At 36.3% G+C, this 15,682-nt stretch carries 13 protein-coding genes and 1 pseudogene; 5 read left to right on the forward strand and 9 right to left on the reverse strand.

The features are described 5' to 3' along the window. Positions 1–5 precede the first annotated feature (5 nt). From AC07N0_RS13820 to AC07N0_RS13830, 3 genes are all read right to left on the reverse strand, one after another. Positions 6–374, reverse strand: coding sequence for a GntR family transcriptional regulator (locus AC07N0_RS13820; protein WP_309919152.1), 369 nt, complete (start codon positions 372–374; stop codon positions 6–8). 1 nt (position 375) lies between these two features. After that, entirely contained in the window at positions 376–1,140 is a 765-nt protein-coding gene (locus AC07N0_RS13825; protein ID WP_494589638.1) for a hypothetical protein, read from the reverse strand. Between the two features lie 65 nt (positions 1,141–1,205). Further along, on the reverse strand, positions 1,206–2,039 hold the full coding sequence (locus AC07N0_RS13830; RefSeq protein WP_492803312.1) for an ABC transporter ATP-binding protein: 834 nt from the start codon (positions 2,037–2,039) through the stop codon (positions 1,206–1,208). Positions 2,040–2,277: 238 nt separating this feature from the next. On the opposite strand from AC07N0_RS13830, the gene AC07N0_RS13835 reads away from it, so the two are divergent. Continuing rightward, a complete protein-coding gene (locus AC07N0_RS13835; protein ID WP_309919161.1) occupies positions 2,278–2,478 on the forward strand; it encodes a hypothetical protein in 201 nt (66 codons plus the stop codon). Between the two features lie 458 nt (positions 2,479–2,936). On the opposite strand, the gene AC07N0_RS13840 is transcribed toward AC07N0_RS13835, so the two are convergent. Beyond that, a complete protein-coding gene (locus AC07N0_RS13840; RefSeq protein ID WP_494589639.1) occupies positions 2,937–4,202 on the reverse strand; it encodes a dipeptidase in 1,266 nt (421 codons plus the stop codon). A 125-nt stretch (positions 4,203–4,327) separates the two neighbouring features. Between AC07N0_RS13840 and AC07N0_RS13845 the strand changes: the two genes are divergently transcribed. Then, complete coding sequence (locus AC07N0_RS13845; RefSeq protein WP_494589640.1) at positions 4,328–5,254, forward strand: carbohydrate kinase family protein; 927 nt, start codon at positions 4,328–4,330, stop codon at positions 5,252–5,254. Between the two features lie 64 nt (positions 5,255–5,318). Here AC07N0_RS13845 and AC07N0_RS13850 read toward each other — a convergent pair. The 4 genes and pseudogenes from AC07N0_RS13850 to AC07N0_RS13865 form a co-directional block, all read right to left on the reverse strand. Beyond that, positions 5,319–5,636 (reverse strand): annotated as a pseudogene (locus AC07N0_RS13850) (putative toxin-antitoxin system toxin component, PIN family); the annotation flags it as partial. Positions 5,637–5,730: 94 nt separating this feature from the next. Continuing rightward, positions 5,731–5,955 (reverse strand): DUF8507 family protein, encoded by a 225-nt coding sequence (locus tag AC07N0_RS13855; RefSeq protein WP_494589641.1) that lies wholly within the window; start codon positions 5,953–5,955, stop codon positions 5,731–5,733. 150 nt (positions 5,956–6,105) lie between these two features. Beyond that, a complete protein-coding gene (aroB, locus tag AC07N0_RS13860) occupies positions 6,106–7,131 on the reverse strand; it encodes a 3-dehydroquinate synthase (RefSeq protein ID WP_494589642.1) in 1,026 nt (341 codons plus the stop codon). A gap of 112 nt (positions 7,132–7,243) precedes the next feature. Further along, the gene (locus AC07N0_RS13865) at positions 7,244–8,011 is read right to left on the reverse strand and encodes a DeoR/GlpR family DNA-binding transcription regulator (RefSeq protein ID WP_494589643.1); all 768 of its coding nucleotides are present in this window, start codon (positions 8,009–8,011) and stop codon (positions 7,244–7,246) included. A 213-nt stretch (positions 8,012–8,224) separates the two neighbouring features. Between AC07N0_RS13865 and AC07N0_RS13870 the strand changes: the two genes are divergently transcribed. From AC07N0_RS13870 to AC07N0_RS13880, 3 genes are all read left to right on the forward strand, one after another. Continuing rightward, the gene (locus AC07N0_RS13870) at positions 8,225–11,239 is read left to right on the forward strand and encodes a SusC/RagA family TonB-linked outer membrane protein (RefSeq protein WP_494589644.1); all 3,015 of its coding nucleotides are present in this window, start codon (positions 8,225–8,227) and stop codon (positions 11,237–11,239) included. A gap of 100 nt (positions 11,240–11,339) precedes the next feature. Beyond that, the gene (locus AC07N0_RS13875; protein ID WP_494589645.1) at positions 11,340–12,659 is read left to right on the forward strand and encodes a RagB/SusD family nutrient uptake outer membrane protein; all 1,320 of its coding nucleotides are present in this window, start codon (positions 11,340–11,342) and stop codon (positions 12,657–12,659) included. A 248-nt stretch (positions 12,660–12,907) separates the two neighbouring features. Then, positions 12,908–13,633 carry a GAF domain-containing protein gene (locus AC07N0_RS13880; protein ID WP_494589646.1) on the forward strand — a complete coding sequence of 242 codons (726 nt, stop codon included), beginning with the start codon at positions 12,908–12,910 and terminating at the stop codon, positions 13,631–13,633. Positions 13,634–13,792: 159 nt separating this feature from the next. Here the strand turns inward: AC07N0_RS13880 and glmS are convergent, their stop codons facing one another. Next, entirely contained in the window at positions 13,793–15,628 is a 1,836-nt protein-coding gene (gene glmS / locus AC07N0_RS13885) for a glutamine--fructose-6-phosphate transaminase (isomerizing) (protein WP_494589647.1), read from the reverse strand. Positions 15,629–15,682: the final 54 nt, after the last annotated feature.

A 15,682-nucleotide genomic window follows, 5' to 3' on the forward strand; every position in this document is an offset into this window, starting at 1 on the left:
TGTGCTTAAAAATTAGCTGTTTTAAATGCCTCGAATCTGTCTTTAATAAAATCAAAATCTAGCCCTAACAAATGAATATTTTTAAAGAATACTGGTAATTCATTTCCTAAGAACTCTTCTTTTCTAAAGGCTAGTACTTTGTCTTGGGCATCATCTGATACAAAAAATCCCATGCCTCTTTTAGTAAAAATAATTTCCTTTTGTTGCAAGAACTCGTAGGTTCTCATTACCGTATTAGGGTTTACTTCTAACTGAACAGCTAGTTCACGAACTGATGGGATTTTATCGCCAATCATCCACTGTTTCAGTAAGATACGCTCACAAATATACTCTGCTATTTGGAGGTAAATTGCTTGATTATCTCTGAATTCCATGTTAAACCTCCTTTTCTTTTAATTTAAAATAGGCTATTATTGCTATCACTGGTGCTAGTAAATAATAGAAAGCATATTTTGAGCCATCCATCATGAATTGGAATTCACTTGAAAGATGTTGTCTATTATGATCTCCCATATCAATGTTATGTGAGCCTGAACCAATGATGATTTTGTACAACAAATACTGAATCAATCCCAACGATGCTAATATCAAGAATCCTGTAAAGGCTGTTTTGATGTAAGACATCCTGCCAAAATAAATAGCCCCTAATATCACAAACATCTGTAGGGCAACCCATACACATATTAAGAAACTATAATCTTTATAAGAATCTAGCACCATAGAATACAACATTTCGTTGTGGGGATTGCCAGAAAGCTTTACGAAAGCACCATCAACCAATCCGAAAGTAATTGCATAAACTACAGGAAAGGCAATGAGTGCATAAAACATACCAGCAGTGATTTTTTCAAAGTGCGATGCTGGTGTCATTAAGAAACTCAACGTCTGACTATTGTTGCCAAAATCTTTGAAAAGATAATTTGAAAATAATGTTCCTCCTCCCAAAAGACCAATAATAAACATCATTGTCTGCATGCCTCTTTTTAGCATATAATCATTTTCTGCGTCAAAATTGATGGAATAAATTACCGCAGTAATACAGACAAAAATGACTAGTCCCATCAGAAATATAAACTTGTTTTCAGTCCATTGTCTTTTCACGAGGAGTGAAAAACGGCTGTAATCAAAAAAGTTATTCATAGTATTTTGCTCTAAGTTGTTGGATAGTCATATTCGTGATGACTATTGAGTTAAACAGATAAAGGCTATTGAAAGATGTCTTTAATAGACTGACGATTGGCTAAAGCAGCATTGAATAATAATTCTAAATCTACTTTATTATTTTCGTGACCATTATTAGGCATCACCACTGAAAATCCTCTTATCGAATGTTCAGAATACAAAACTTTCTCATGGTCTGTCACTACAGAAACCGTTTTGAAAGATAATTTTTCAGAAATTTCTTCAGTGGTTGCATGCAATAACACTTCCGAACCGTCTAGGATAATGATAGGATCTATCAAAGAATCTAAATCTCGTACTTGGTGTGTCGAAATCACTATGATACGTTCGTCAGTAGCCACAGAAGCAATGATTTTACGAAACTGACTTTTTGAAGGAATATCCAAACCATTGGTTGGTTCGTCCATAATCAATACTTTAGTATTTGTTGCCAAACCAAAGCCAATCAAAGCCTTTTTCTTTTGCCCTAATGATAACTCCGTAAACTTCTCGTTATCAGAAATCTGAAATTCTTCTAAATATTCCAAAAATTGTTTTAGCGAAAAGTTTGGATAAAATGGCGAATAAGTAGCTACAAAATCCTTGATTTTTACTGGGGGTGTATAAAATTCTTCAGGCAAAAAATACATCTCTTGTAAAAAACTAGGCAGACGGTCTTGAGCTTTATAACCATTTACGGTACAAGAACCTTCGGTAGGAAATAACAAACCCGCTATATTTCTAAGTAATGATGATTTTCCTGCCCCATTTTTACCAAGTAAGCCATATACGTTTCCCGCAGATAGGTTTAGGTTTAAATTTCGGAACACAGGTTTTCGTTTTCCATAATTAAACGAGAGGTTGTTTATTGATATCATATACTGTATTAGTTTAATAGTACACTACAAATATAATACAATAGCTTTTGAAAAAACAAATTGTAGAGATTGAAAATGGAGGAATGGTTTTTTTATATGATAAATGGTGGAGGAATAATATTTATTTAATGTCCTCAAAATAATAGAAGGATGTGCTATTAAGACTAAAATGGAGCATCTCTTATTAAAAAATATAATGCAATAAACTTATTACGAATCATCTAAAACTTCAAACGCTATGCAAACACAAGCACACACATTACCAGCAATTTTATCATTTTTTATTCCAGGCTTAGGTCAGTTAGTCAAAGGACAAATTATCAAAGCAATTATTATATGGGTAATAGCTGGGGTAGTCTCTTTCTTTTTCTGGTGGACATACATCATTCCATTTATTGTTTGGGCTTGGAATGTTTATGATGCTTATACTGATAATTAATCCCTTTATAGATGAATTATGGCAAATTTAAAATCATAAAAAGCGGTCAAAATTAGTTTTTTGACCGCTTTTTATGATTTGGGGGCAATTCCTATTATTACATTGTGTATCAAAAACAAAATTACCTTTCTATTAGCAGGTGACTTAAGTCCTGTTGATTACCCACATCTTTTAAAAGTTGAAATAAAGATGTAATTATTGATAAAATTGGTTCAAATAGACTTAAATCGCCTTTCAAATCGAGCTTTGGTCACCTCATGTCACAGCCTGAATACGTGAAGTTCTTATCCCTAGTGAGGGACTTAAGTCCCTCACTAGGGATAAGAACTTGATTGTTAGCTATTTATATACTTGTGGGTAATCAGTAGGACTTAAGTCACCAGCTAATAGAAAGGTGATTCACCTATACAAGTCTAAAAACTTTGTTATTTAAGAGAACATTCTTGATAACTCACGTTTTACATGCCCTTCGCTACCTCCGCTACTTTATTCCATACCCTAAACACATTCTTATAACAAATCTTTTCAATATCCTTTTCGGTATAACCTCTTTTTAATAAAACATAAATCAAATTAGGCAATTGCGAACAATCTTTTAAACCGTCAGGCAGGGTTGGGCCTACACCATCGAAATCAGAACCTAGTCCTACGTAATCTATCCCTGCAATTTTCTTTACGTGGTCAATGTGGTCGGCTACTCTTTCCACATTCGTTAGTGGTGTTGGATGAAGTTTGTCATAATCCGCTTCATAAGCTTTAGCAGCCGAATCTTTAGGAACTAAATTATGCTCTTTTTGCCATTGACGTAAATGCGTTCTTTTGGTTTCGTAAGTTTTGTTAGAGACAGAATCCAAGAACATCGAAGAGTAGTTAATCATAATCACCCCTCCTTTTTTAGCCATTGCCTTTATCAGGTTATCTGGGGCATTTCTAATAAAACCAGGGGTAAAAGTTCTACAGGAAGAATGAGACGCAATCACAGGGGCTTTGGAAAGCGCTACAACCTGAGCAAAAGTCTCATCAGAAATATGCGAACAGTCGAGCATAATACCCAATCGATTCATTTCTCTGACCACTTGTCTACCAATTGGGCTTAATCCTCGCCATGTATTAGTAGTATCATACGAGGTATCGCAAATAAAATTATCCTCGCCGTGGCAAAGCGTAATGTAGCGTATACCTCTATCATAAAAATACTGCAAATTCGCCAAGTTGCTTTCTACAGGCGAACCGTTTTCCATCCCCATTGGCAATGAAATCAAGCCTTTTTTAAAGTTAGTTTCTATATCAGCAGGAGATTTTGCCAAGGCAAATTTATCAGGGTATTGTTTTACCAAATTCTCGACCATATCAATCAGCGAATCTGCCAAGGCTTTTGAAAATCCTTTTTTACGTTGTAAATCCGCAGGTACGTAAATAGACATAAAAGGAGCTGTTAAACCACCTTTTTTAGCACGTACATAATCAAAATCTCCGCCAGCGGTTTGTATAGATACATCTTCCATCTTGGCGTGGAGGCGATAGGGCAAGTCTACATGACCATCAACGATGATATATTTATGAGCCAGCTCATCCGCTTTTTTGCGAAGTAAAGCCTCTTTATCATCTGTTCGATGTATCGTTGGGACATGCGTGATTTTCTTCTTTGGCTTTCCGAATGATATTCCCTGAGTCAATATCAAAAAAGCGAACAAAGCAATTGAAAAGTAGTTTTTTAGCATCATATTGTCGTGAAGGTTTTATTATTAAATCTACTCAATTTTTACAGAATTATCAGTAATTTGCACGGATAAAGCACTAAAAATTATTGAATATTTGGGCTTTAATCCAGCAATCCATTTTTATAAATATGAAAAAATATGCATTACTTTCGGTTGGTGAGCTCTTGGCCGACTTTATTGGTACGGAAATACAAGAAAGTATTCTTGAAACTTCTACTTTCGAACGGTTTCAGGGTGGAAGTCCCGCCAATATGGCTGCCAATATGGCTCGTTTAGGAATGAATACCGCCTTGGTTTCCTGTATTGGCAACGATAATATCGGTATTTACCTAAAAACAGAAGTAGCCAAAACAGGAATTGACATCAGCCACATAGCCATTGATGATTTTCAGCCGACAAGTATTGTAGTGGTTTCTCGAACCAAAGGCACGCCAGATTTTATTGCCTACCGTATGGCAGACCGTATGCTTCAACCAGAGCATATTCCAGATAGTTTATTAGAAGTCTCCACTATTTTTCATACTACTTGTTTTGCATTGAGCCAAGACCCTGCCCAAACTACTATTGTGGATGCTGCCAAACGAGCAAATGCCCTCCATTGTAAAGTTAGTTTAGATGCCAATTATGCCATACAAATTTGGCCAGATAGAAAACAGGCTTGGGAAACTATTTCAGCCTATTGCTCACATGATGCTTTGGTAAAATTAAGCGAAGATGATGCCGAAAGAATATACGGACATAAAGTATCAGAAGGACAAATCCTGCAAGATTTTCATACAATGGGAGCAGAGCTAATTTGCCTAACCAAAGGCGGAGATGGCTCAATCATCTCGACTGAAAAAGGAACAAAACAAATTACTTTGGGCGTAAAACCCCTCGAAGTAGTGGATGCAACAGGAGCGGGTGATGCGTATTGGGCAGGCTTTCTGACAGCCTATACTGAAGGAGCTAGTCCAGAAAATTGTGCAAATGCTGGGGCTAATTTAGCAGCTTTAAAACTGGTAACTAAAGGGCCGTTACCTGCGAAGGTGGATAAGGGGATTTTGTATGTGTAGCTAAATCAATCAGATTCTACAACTTTTTAAAAAGTTGTAGAATCTAGTCTTTATACTTTGGAAACTAGATTTCTGCAAGTACTTCTTTAAACTCAACTGTTTTAATTCTTGTGACTAAAGGGAATGATATTTTTTCTAAAATGTTAAAATGATTATCTTCTGAAACAAGATAATGGGCATTAGCTGCTACTGCACAATCAAAAAATTTATTATCATCAGGGTCTTGTTCTATGGCATTCCATTCATAAAAACGAATAATTTGAATTACGTTTTTACTCATCATTATCTGTGTTAAGGTGGTTTCTGCATCTTTTACTGAAAAAAACCTTTCAATAATTTCAGCATATTCATCTAATATGTCAGTAGTAACACATAACTGGTATTTTTCTTGTAAAAAGGCTTAAACCCAATGAAATGGAGATTTCCTAGAAATACTTGCTACTAAAACATTGGTATCTAAAACAATTCTGAGCATATTAATGTGCTTTTCGGTCGTGCCCTTTTAATATTTTCTCAAAATCTTCATCAGTATATTCTTTATTAGCAACAGATTCATCCAAATGCTTTTGCATCTTTTGATGATTAAAGTCAATTAATAATTGCTTTAATTCATCTAAATCTTGCTCATTATATTGTTCTTTTACCACTTGTAAAACTAACATCTGAGCTTGAGTTAAGGGAGTTTTTAGCGAGTTTCTCATTGCTTTTCCGTTTTTACAAATATAACTGTTTTAGAGGGCTTTCTAAGCTTAAAATAAGTTATTGATTTTTGAGAAGCATTTAATGTATATCTGGTATTTCTCAAACTTCAGATTAGACAACTTTATAAAAGCTGTCTAAGCTTAATCACGCTACCCAATATAATAAAGTAAAGCTTCTTTCATTTCGCTGGCCGAAACTGAAATGTCATAAGTACATTTACCAATTCCTTCTAATAAAGAAAATCTAATTTCTTTGCCTTTATTCTTTTTGTCTTGTGCTGTTAATGCAATAATCTCTTCTAGTTCACTTTCTTTGATGGTCGCTTTTCCGTACACTGCAAAGATAAATTCCTCAATTTTTTCCAATGATTGTTGGTCAATCATGCCTCTTTTGAAAGAAATATACGCTTCACAAATCATTCCTGCCGCAATGGCTTCACCATGTAGTAAGTGCAATTTGGGCTTGCCTAAATAAAACGTTTCGATGGCATGCCCCAACGTATGACCAAAATTCAATATTTTCCTTAATCCTTTTTCAGTTGGGTCTGCTGCTACTACTGCCTCTTTGATGGCAACAGAATGTGCAATTAAGTCAGCAAAGTTCTGTTCTTCAAAATCTATTTTTCTGATTTCATTCCATTTGTCAGCATCTTGTATCAAACAATGTTTGATAATTTCACCAAAACCCGAACGAAGCTCTTGCTTAGGTAAAGTTTTCAAGAAAACTGGGTCAATCAGAACGGCATTTGGTATTTTAAATACTCCAATATGATTTTTTAATCCTTGAAAATCAATCCCAAGTTTTCCGCCAACACTTGCATCTACTTGTGACAATAAAGTTGTTGGAATTTGAATAAAATCAATACCACGTTTATAAGTAGCTGCACAAAATCCCCCCATGTCTCCAATTACGCCACCACCCACATTGATTACTAAACTATGCCTGTCTAAAGATTGATTCGTTAGTCCTTCCCAGATAACCTCGCAAGTACTTAAATTCTTATTGGCTTCACCCGATTGTATTTTTGTTAGCTGATGTTTAGGTAATAGAGGCTTGATGATAGGATAGCAATGACGATGCGTTTTTTCATCGACAATTACATGAATTTTGGTGTATTGGTTTTCAGCCAGAAATGCTGGGAGACTTTCGGTAATATTGGAAATAATGACAGACATTTTTGATTTTGATTAACGTTTGAGTTGCCCTTCTGGAAGCACAAGGCTAGTCCACATAAAATATGGCTACAAAATTAATCAATTATTTTCCATCAAGACTTACCTTTTTTATTTATAGGATGTATTTTACCAAATCATGGTACGGTTTTAATAATTCATGGCTCGGCGAAAGTTCGGTAATCAAGTAATCTATTTCATTTAAAGTACACACACGCAACCGCAAATCAGAATTTAGTTTTTCTGAAATAGTAGTGGCCACTACTTGTCTTGATGATTTTATCATCGCCTTTTTTACCTGTACTACCTCATAGTCGGAATCACTGATTCCTTCGGGGTCGAAGCCATTAATACCCAAAACGCATAAATCAGCTTTGATGTCATTAATTTTACTGACAACCTCACCTCCGACGCTGATTTTAGAGATATTGGAGATTTTTCCCCCTAAAAAAATCACTTCTACATTCGGATGTTCGGCTAATTCCAAAGAGATTAGTGGGCTTACGGTAAAGAATGTCACATGCAAATTATTAGGCAACTGATTCGCAATGGCTCGCATAGTAGTTCCTCCGCTGGTCAGGATAGTCATTCCATCCTTGATTAGCTTAATCATTTTAATAGCAATTATCTTCTTTTGGTCATAAGCATACGTATCCGCTTGGGTAGCCGAAACATTATATGATTTTGATAAAGCACCACCATGCACCTTCACAATTTTATTGTCGGTAGCCAATTCATTCAAATCACGACGAATAGTGTCTTCTGAAACATTCAGAATTAAACTGAGGTCGGAAGAAAGTATTTTATTATGAAGATTAATCTGGTGGATTATTTGTAACTGCCTTTCCTTTTTTAACAAAACTTTACTTTCTAAAATACTCATGCGTTTTTTTGCAGGTTTTTGATTGAATTTTTGAAAATTAAACAGAAATAAGTTGAAATTTTACGATAAAAATAATGATTTTTGAATTATTTTATTATTTTTGTTAAAAAGTAATTTTAATTATTGCATGAATTCGCCTACTATTTTACTTTTATTGCGGATAAAGATGCATAAAAAAGCATTTAACTCTTCACTCAACCCCCAAAAAATCAAATGAAAAAACATTTCCTATCTACTTTGCTTGGGCTGTTTGTCATGATGTTCTCATTGAACGCTTTGGCACAATCCATTGTCGTAAAGGGTAAAGTTTTGGATGAGAGTAACGAACCCTTAATTGGCGCTTCTGTCATCTTAAAAGGTACTCAAATTGGTACTGCTACGAATGTTAATGGTGAATTTACGTTAAATGTGAACGTAAAAAGCGGAAGTTATGATTTTGAATTTCGTTCGGTAGGTTTTCGTTCGGTCATCAAAAAAGTAATTATTGGCAAAGAAAGCCCAATCGTGTTGTCTGTTCAATTACCAACAGATGCACTTGGACTAGATGAAGTAATTGTAACGGGTACGTCAGTAGCCACTAGCAAAAAACAATTGGGTAATGCCGTTACTTCATTAAAAGCATCAGATTTACAATATTCTGCCGCTACTTCTATTGACCAAGCTTTATCTGGTAAAATTGCTGGAGCACAAATTACACAAAATTCTGGAAACCCAGCAGGGGGTATCAGTGTTCGTTTACGTGGGCCAAGTACAATTGTGGGTTCTTCTGATCCTTTATATATTGTAGATGGTGTAATTGTAAACAATGATTCACGTGAACTATTGGATTTAGGAGGGTATGCTCAAAACCGTTTGGTTGATTTAAACCCAAATGATATTGAAAGAATTGAGGTGATTAAAGGTGCTGCTGCTGCGGCTATTTATGGTTCAAGAGCCAGCAACGGGGTTGTTCAGATTTTTACCAAAAAAGGAAAAGATGGCAAAGCAAGCGTTAGTTTCTCCTCTACTTTCAGAGTAAGTGAAGTCCGCAAGACCTTGCCTTATAATACTTATGGAAAGACTTTCGTCAATACTGTTACAACAGATTTAACACAAACAGATGTAACACGTTATGATTTCCAGAAAGACATTTTCCGTCAAGCAGTAGGAAACGAGCAGTATTTGTCAGTTTCTGGCGGTAATCAAAATTCTAATTATTTCTTCTCTGGCTCGATGTTCCAGAATCAAGGTATTGTTAAAAGCTCTGATTTTAATCGTGCCAATGTAAGAATGAGAATCGGTCAGCATTTGAACAAATGGGCAAGCCTTACCATAGGTGGAAATTATACTTATAGTAGCTCAAACGAAATTCCAAACGGAGGTATCAACGAAGCCTACGGAGCTTTAACAGGATTTATCTTCTCGAACAACTTTGTGAATCCTACCAAAAATGAAACAACAGGGGCTTATCCATCTACAGCACCAACTGCGGTAGTTCGTAGAACAAACCCTTTGGAAGCTATCGACCGTTTCAAGTTTAAACAAAGTACTTCTCGTTTTACGGGTGATGTACAATTAAACCTTACGCCAGTAGAAGGACTAGGAATTGACTATACGTTTGGTTTAGATACTTATACACAATTGGGTACAGCTTATATTCCTCCAGTAAACACTACGCCAAGTTATGATGCTGGTTTGTCTCGTCGTGCTGATGCCAATGTGTTACAACTAAATAATGATTTGAATATTCGCTACCAAACTAAAATAGGTGACCTTATCGAGTCTACTACTGGTGTAGGTGGAACTATTCAATACGACCGTTCGCAGACTACTTCTATCAATGCACAACAATTGGGTATTTTTGGAGAAACCGTTAACAATGGTGCTTTGATAGTAGCAGGGGAAAGTCGTGCAGAGAGAGCTTTCGCAGGTGTTTTTGTACAACAAACTTTTGGAATTGCTAATAAATTATACTTGACAGGGGCTGGTCGTTGGGATGCTGCCTCAGTATATGGTATCGATAATCGTTGGCAGTTTTATCCTAAAGCAAGTGCTTCATACGTAATATCAAATGAAGAATTCTGGAAAAATAGCTTAGAGGATATTTTACCCAACTTTAAAGTAAGAGCGGCTTGGGGACAAGCAGGTAACTTAACAGCCATTGGTGCTTACGACCGCTTTACAAACTATTCACCCGTTACGACAGGTGGTTTAAATGGTTATTTAGCTCCATTGACTTTAGGAAACTTTACAGTAAAACCTGAAAGACAAACAGAATTAGAAATTGGTACTGATTTCAGTTTATTGAAAGACCGTATCGGGGTAGAATTTACGTATTACAACAAAGAAGTAAAAGACCTAATTCTGAACCGTACATTAGCGCCAACTACTGGTTATAACAACCGTTTTGTAAATATCGGTACGATGACCAACAAAGGTTTTGAAGTAATGGTACGTGCTATTCCGATTCAAAATAAAAATGTAAAATGGACTACTACTATCACTTACACACAAAATAAAAACGTAATTGATGGGGTAGAAGGAAACGGAGTACTACCATTTGCAGGTGGATTTAGCCAAGTGGCAGCCGTAAATGGTTATTCGCTAGGTGCTTTTTATTCAACATTCTTCGCACGTAAACCAGACGGTACTTTATTATTAACCCCAGGAGGTTTACCTCAACGTGAAAGAGGAACACAATTAGCCAATGGTCAATATACGATTGGTAGAGATGCTAGTGGACAACCAAGCGGTGCTATTTTAAGTAAAGTAATTGGTAATCCAAACCCTACTGCGGTGTATTCATTCATCAATGAAGTAGAATACAAGAAATTCACTTTCCGTTTGCAGTTGGATGCTATGCAAGGCTTTGATGTATTTAACTTTACTCGTAGAGTTGGCGAACGTGATTTATATGGTGGCTTGACAGGTTATGAACCAGAATTAAAAGGGCAAGTGCCAAAAGGTACAAGTGCTGCATTGTTTAGTATTTTCGAAAATTATATCGAAAAAGGTTCTTTCGTAAAAGTAAGAGAAGTCTCTATTTCGTATATGGCTACTCCTAAAGCGTTGGGCTTGAAAAACATCCGTATTTTATTGGCTGGCCGTAACTTATTATCATTCGATAACTACAGTGGTTACGACCCAGAAGTAAACGCAGCAGGGCAGTCTAATGCTGTACGTGGTTTCGACTTTGTGGAGGTACCTATCCCACGCCAATACTCTATTGGTTTAACAGCTAATTTTTAGGGAATCAATGAATTTTAAAATGTTTAATTAGGATAAAGTTTTAACAAATTGACCAACTCATTCTAAAAATAGATTATTCATTTTTAATTAAGAATAGACGATGAAATTCAAGATAAAAATATTTACAACCAGCCTTTTAGTCGCTTCAAGTATGATGCTGACTAACTGTAGCATGGACATTAAGAATCCGAACGGCCCAACAGACGCTCAGATTTTATCAACACGTGACGGACTTATTACTTTAAGTGTGGGGTTACGTCAGAATTATTCAACTACAGCATTGAGTGCCTTGATTTTAACCCCTGGTACTACATCACGCGAAATCAAAGGAATTACCACTTTTACAAACATCATTGAAATAGAGGCAGGCGGAACCGCTTTGCCTACATTCAATGGTAACGTATTAGGGGTATGGTCTAGAATGTTTCGTATCATGGGCATGGCTGATGATATTATTGCAAGTGCTCCTGGAGCTTTAGCAAGTGATGCTGCCCTTAAAAGTGGTATTGTAGCCCATGCTAATTTATTCAAAGCAATGGCATTAGGTGGTTTGGCAACTTCTTTTGAAAAACTGCCTTTACAAACTGACAAATTAGGACAAGCCATTTATTCTGACCGTACAGAAGCATTAAAACTGGCAGTAAAATTATTAGATGAAGCCGTGACAATGGTGTCGACGACAGCACCTTCGGCTGAGTTTAGAACAAAAGTAACAGGAGCAGACTTTGACCTTATTAATACCATTCAAGCTTATCGTGCAAGATATAACATGATGCTTGGCAACTTTGATGCAGCCATCGCAGCCGCTAATGCGGTGGACTTGTCAAAGAAGTCGTCATTTGTTTTTTCTTCACAAAGCCAGAACCCAATTTATACAGCTACGCAAATCAGCAAAGATTATGCTCCGCGTGATAACTTTGGTTTACCTAGCGCTTTGGTAGATGCTGATGACAAGCGTTTGGCTTTCTATTTAGCTACGCCAGATGTAGTAGTAGGAGGGGAGAAGTTGAAAAGACTAGTAGGCTTTTTTGATGCCGTTGATCGTCCTATTCCTGTGTATTTGCCAGATGAAATGCGTTTAATCAGAGCAGAAGCTAATCTTAGAAAAGCTACTCCAGATCTTGTAACAGCCTTGGCTGATATCAATGCCGTAAGAACACAGGCATCTGGCGATGCTTTTGGCGTAAATGCAGGCTTATCAGCTTATGCTGGCACTGTAACAAAAGATGCTTTATTAATTGAAGTATATAAACAACGTTCTGCCGAGTTGTTTATGACAGGATTAAGATTAGAAGACAGTCGCCGTTTTGGAAGACCTGCTCCACCAGCAAGTTTGATAGAACGTACTCGTAATTTCTATCCCTATCCTGACCAAGAAAGGTTGACGAACCCAAATACGCCAACTGACCCAAGTATTTAATCATCATAAACTAATATATGCCAGATAATAGGGCAAGCGAAAGCTTGCCCTTTATTGTTTTATTAATATTTATTAAAACTATTCCATGTTTTTAATGTATATTTATTTAGTGTTAACTATTTTTTCAATCAAGCTCACCGTAAATTATTACACTTACCAAAATTAGCTTATCATACCAATACCTAGGAACTAAAAAAATCTATAGCCTTCCTTCATCAGCTTGATAGAAGAATGGATTAAAATTGAATATGGATAAAGACCAAACTGAAGGAGAAAGGCTTAAAGAAGTACGTCGTTTTTTAGAATTGGATTTTAGTAAATCATCAGATTTGCAGGATATTGTAGACTTAGCCGCACAGGTTTGTGATAAACCTGTAGCACTTATTACGCTTTTGGATGAGAAAGTAAGCTGGGTAAAAGTAAGGTCTGGTCGTGCGTTTGATGTGGTGCCTAGAGAAACCTCATTTTGCAAATTCGGTATTGAACAAGACGATATTCTGGTAATTCCAGATGCTTCAAAAGATAAACGTTTTGATAAAAACCCTTTGGTGCAGTCAGACCCTAATATAAGATTTTATGCAGCAGCCCCCTTGATTTTAAATAACGGACTTAAACTAGGAACATTATGCTTGTTTGATTCAAAACCTAGTGAAATTAATTTCATACAAGAAAAGGCTTTAGCTGTACTTTCAAGGCAAGTAATGTACCTTATGGAATTAAAATTAGGGCAATTATTACTAAAAAAACAATTAGAACAAACAGAAGCCAGAAATGAATCCTTAAGGAAGATAGCTGTCATGCAATCTCATGAAATTAGACATCCACTTACGTCAATTATGAGTTTAGTTCAGTTAATTAAAGATAAGCTATACGCCGTAGATGAACATTGGTTAAGCATGATGATTGAAGCAACAAGCACTTTAGATAATAGAATAAAGGCTATCGTTAAAGAAACTACTGCTGATAGAAAATAATATTGTACATCAAGATATTTTCAAGGACAACTAAAGATGTAATAGAAGAATATAAACAATAATAAAAGACCGTTAGGGCTTTTTCCTAACGGTCTTTTGTCTAACGCCTTGTTTCTAAATTTCCTAACAATCTTTTGTCTAGCGTCTTGTTTCTAAAAACTACTCTACAGTAACAGACTTAGCCAAGTTTCTAGGTTGGTCTACATTACAGCCTCTTAAAACCGCAATATGATACGATAATAGTTGCAATGGAATAGTTGCCACCAGAGGAATCAAAGCCTCGTGCATAGCAGGGATTTCAATGGTATAATCTGCCATGGTTGGAATCAATTTATCGCCTTCGGTTACAATGGCAATTACTTTCCCTTTTCTGGCTTTTACTTCTTGAATGTTAGATACTACTTTTTCGTAAGAGCTATCTTTAGTAGCAATAAATACAACAGGCATTTCTTCGTCAATCAAAGCAATAGGACCATGTTTCATCTCTGCGGCTGGATAACCTTCAGCATGGATATAGGAGATTTCTTTCAATTTCAACGCCCCTTCTAATGCTACAGGAAAGTTATAGCCACGACCAAGATAAATAAAGTTACGCGAGTCTTTAAACTGCTCGGCAATTACTTTAATTTTCTCATCTGTTTTCAGAACCGTTTCTATTTTCGAAGGAATACGTTCTAGTTCAAACAACAATCTTCTGAAAGTGTCTTCGTGTAAAGTTCCTTTTTTGCGAGCAACGGCAATAGCCATCATCGCCAGCACCGTCACTTGTGCTGTAAAGGCTTTGGTAGAAGCCACACCGATTTCAGGCCCAGCATGCGTATAAGCACCTGCATGGGTAGCTCTTGGAATAGACGACCCTACTACATTACAAACACCAATGATGGTTGCCCCTTTAGATTTTGCTAGTTCAATTGCTGCTAAAGTATCGGCCGTTTCACCTGACTGAGAAATAGCAATTACGAAATCGCCTTCTTTGATGATAGGGTTACGATAACGGAATTCAGAAGCATATTCTACTTCTACGTTAATACGTGCCAATTCTTCAAAGATATATTCAGCTACTAAACCAGCATGCCATGATGTACCACAGGCCACAATCACGATTCGCTTGGTTTTAGCTAATTTTTCAACATAATCACGTAAACCGCCCAATACTAAAAGTCCGCTATCAGCATTTACACGACCACGCATACAGTCGGCTACCGAACGAGGTTGCTCATAGATTTCTTTGAGCATGAAGTGTTCGTAACCACCTTTTTCAATCGCTTCAAGCTCTAATTCTACCGTTTGGATATAAGGTGATTGAAGGATATTATCAACGTTCTTTACTGTTAATTCTCCATCACGCACTACAGCCAATTCATAATCATTCAAATAAATTACTTCGTTGGTATATTCTATAATTGGTGTGGCATCTGAAGCAAAAAAGAATTCACTATCGCCTACACCAATTACTAACGGAGACCCTTTGCGGGCAGCAATTAATTGAGAAGGGTTAGTAGCATCCATAATAACGATAGCATAGGCACCTACTACCTCTTTCATTGCCAAACGAACAGCTTCTTCAAGCAAACAACCTGTATTTACTTGGATATCTTCAATAAAATGGATGAATACCTCTGAATCTGTATCAGAATAAAAAATATGACCTTTCTTGAGAAGGTTTTTCTTGATAGAAGAATAATTTTCTATGATACCATTGTGAATAATGGCTAAGTTTTGGGAAGCAGAGTAATGTGGATGGGCATTTACGTCGTTTGGTTCGCCATGGGTTGCCCAGCGTGTATGCCCTATACCGATGTTGCTATGAAGGTTTTCGTTTTTAAGGGCTTCTTCAAGGTCTTTTACCTTTCCTTTCTTTTTGTAAACATTTAGTCCATCGTTCAATAAAGCAATACCCGAACTATCATATCCACGGTATTCTAAACGTTTTAATCCCTTGATAATTAAAGGATAGGCTTCACGATGCCCAATATAAGCCACAATGCCACACATATATTTATAGTTTAATTGGTTATCACTATTACTCCTTAATTAATTATTTAAATC

This window comes from Arcicella sp. GW821-FHT09D11 (assembly GCF_059416265.1).

What these genes read in the sequence shown, in the direction of transcription:
- AC07N0_RS13845 (WP_494589640.1), top strand. Translation starts at nt 4,328, where the DNA reads ATGAAAAAATATGCATTACTTTCGGTTGGTGAGCTCTTGGCCGACTTT.
- AC07N0_RS13825 (WP_494589638.1), bottom strand. Translation starts at nt 1,140, where the DNA reads ATGAATAACTTTTTTGATTACAGCCGTTTTTCACTCCTCGTGAAAAGA.
- AC07N0_RS13830 (WP_492803312.1), bottom strand. Translation starts at nt 2,039, where the DNA reads ATGATATCAATAAACAACCTCTCGTTTAATTATGGAAAACGAAAACCT.
- aroB (WP_494589642.1), bottom strand. Translation starts at nt 7,131, where the DNA reads ATGTCTGTCATTATTTCCAATATTACCGAAAGTCTCCCAGCATTTCTG.
- AC07N0_RS13865 (WP_494589643.1), bottom strand. Translation starts at nt 8,011, where the DNA reads ATGAGTATTTTAGAAAGTAAAGTTTTGTTAAAAAAGGAAAGGCAGTTA.
- AC07N0_RS13840 (WP_494589639.1), bottom strand. Translation starts at nt 4,202, where the DNA reads ATGATGCTAAAAAACTACTTTTCAATTGCTTTGTTCGCTTTTTTGATA.
- AC07N0_RS13835 (WP_309919161.1), top strand. Translation starts at nt 2,278, where the DNA reads ATGCAAACACAAGCACACACATTACCAGCAATTTTATCATTTTTTATT.
- AC07N0_RS13880 (WP_494589646.1), top strand. Translation starts at nt 12,908, where the DNA reads ATGGATAAAGACCAAACTGAAGGAGAAAGGCTTAAAGAAGTACGTCGT.
- AC07N0_RS13820 (WP_309919152.1), bottom strand. Translation starts at nt 374, where the DNA reads ATGGAATTCAGAGATAATCAAGCAATTTACCTCCAAATAGCAGAGTAT.
- AC07N0_RS13855 (WP_494589641.1), bottom strand. Translation starts at nt 5,955, where the DNA reads ATGAGAAACTCGCTAAAAACTCCCTTAACTCAAGCTCAGATGTTAGTT.
- AC07N0_RS13875 (WP_494589645.1), top strand. Translation starts at nt 11,340, where the DNA reads ATGAAATTCAAGATAAAAATATTTACAACCAGCCTTTTAGTCGCTTCA.
- AC07N0_RS13870 (WP_494589644.1), top strand. Translation starts at nt 8,225, where the DNA reads ATGAAAAAACATTTCCTATCTACTTTGCTTGGGCTGTTTGTCATGATG.
- glmS (WP_494589647.1), bottom strand. Translation starts at nt 15,628, where the DNA reads ATGTGTGGCATTGTGGCTTATATTGGGCATCGTGAAGCCTATCCTTTA.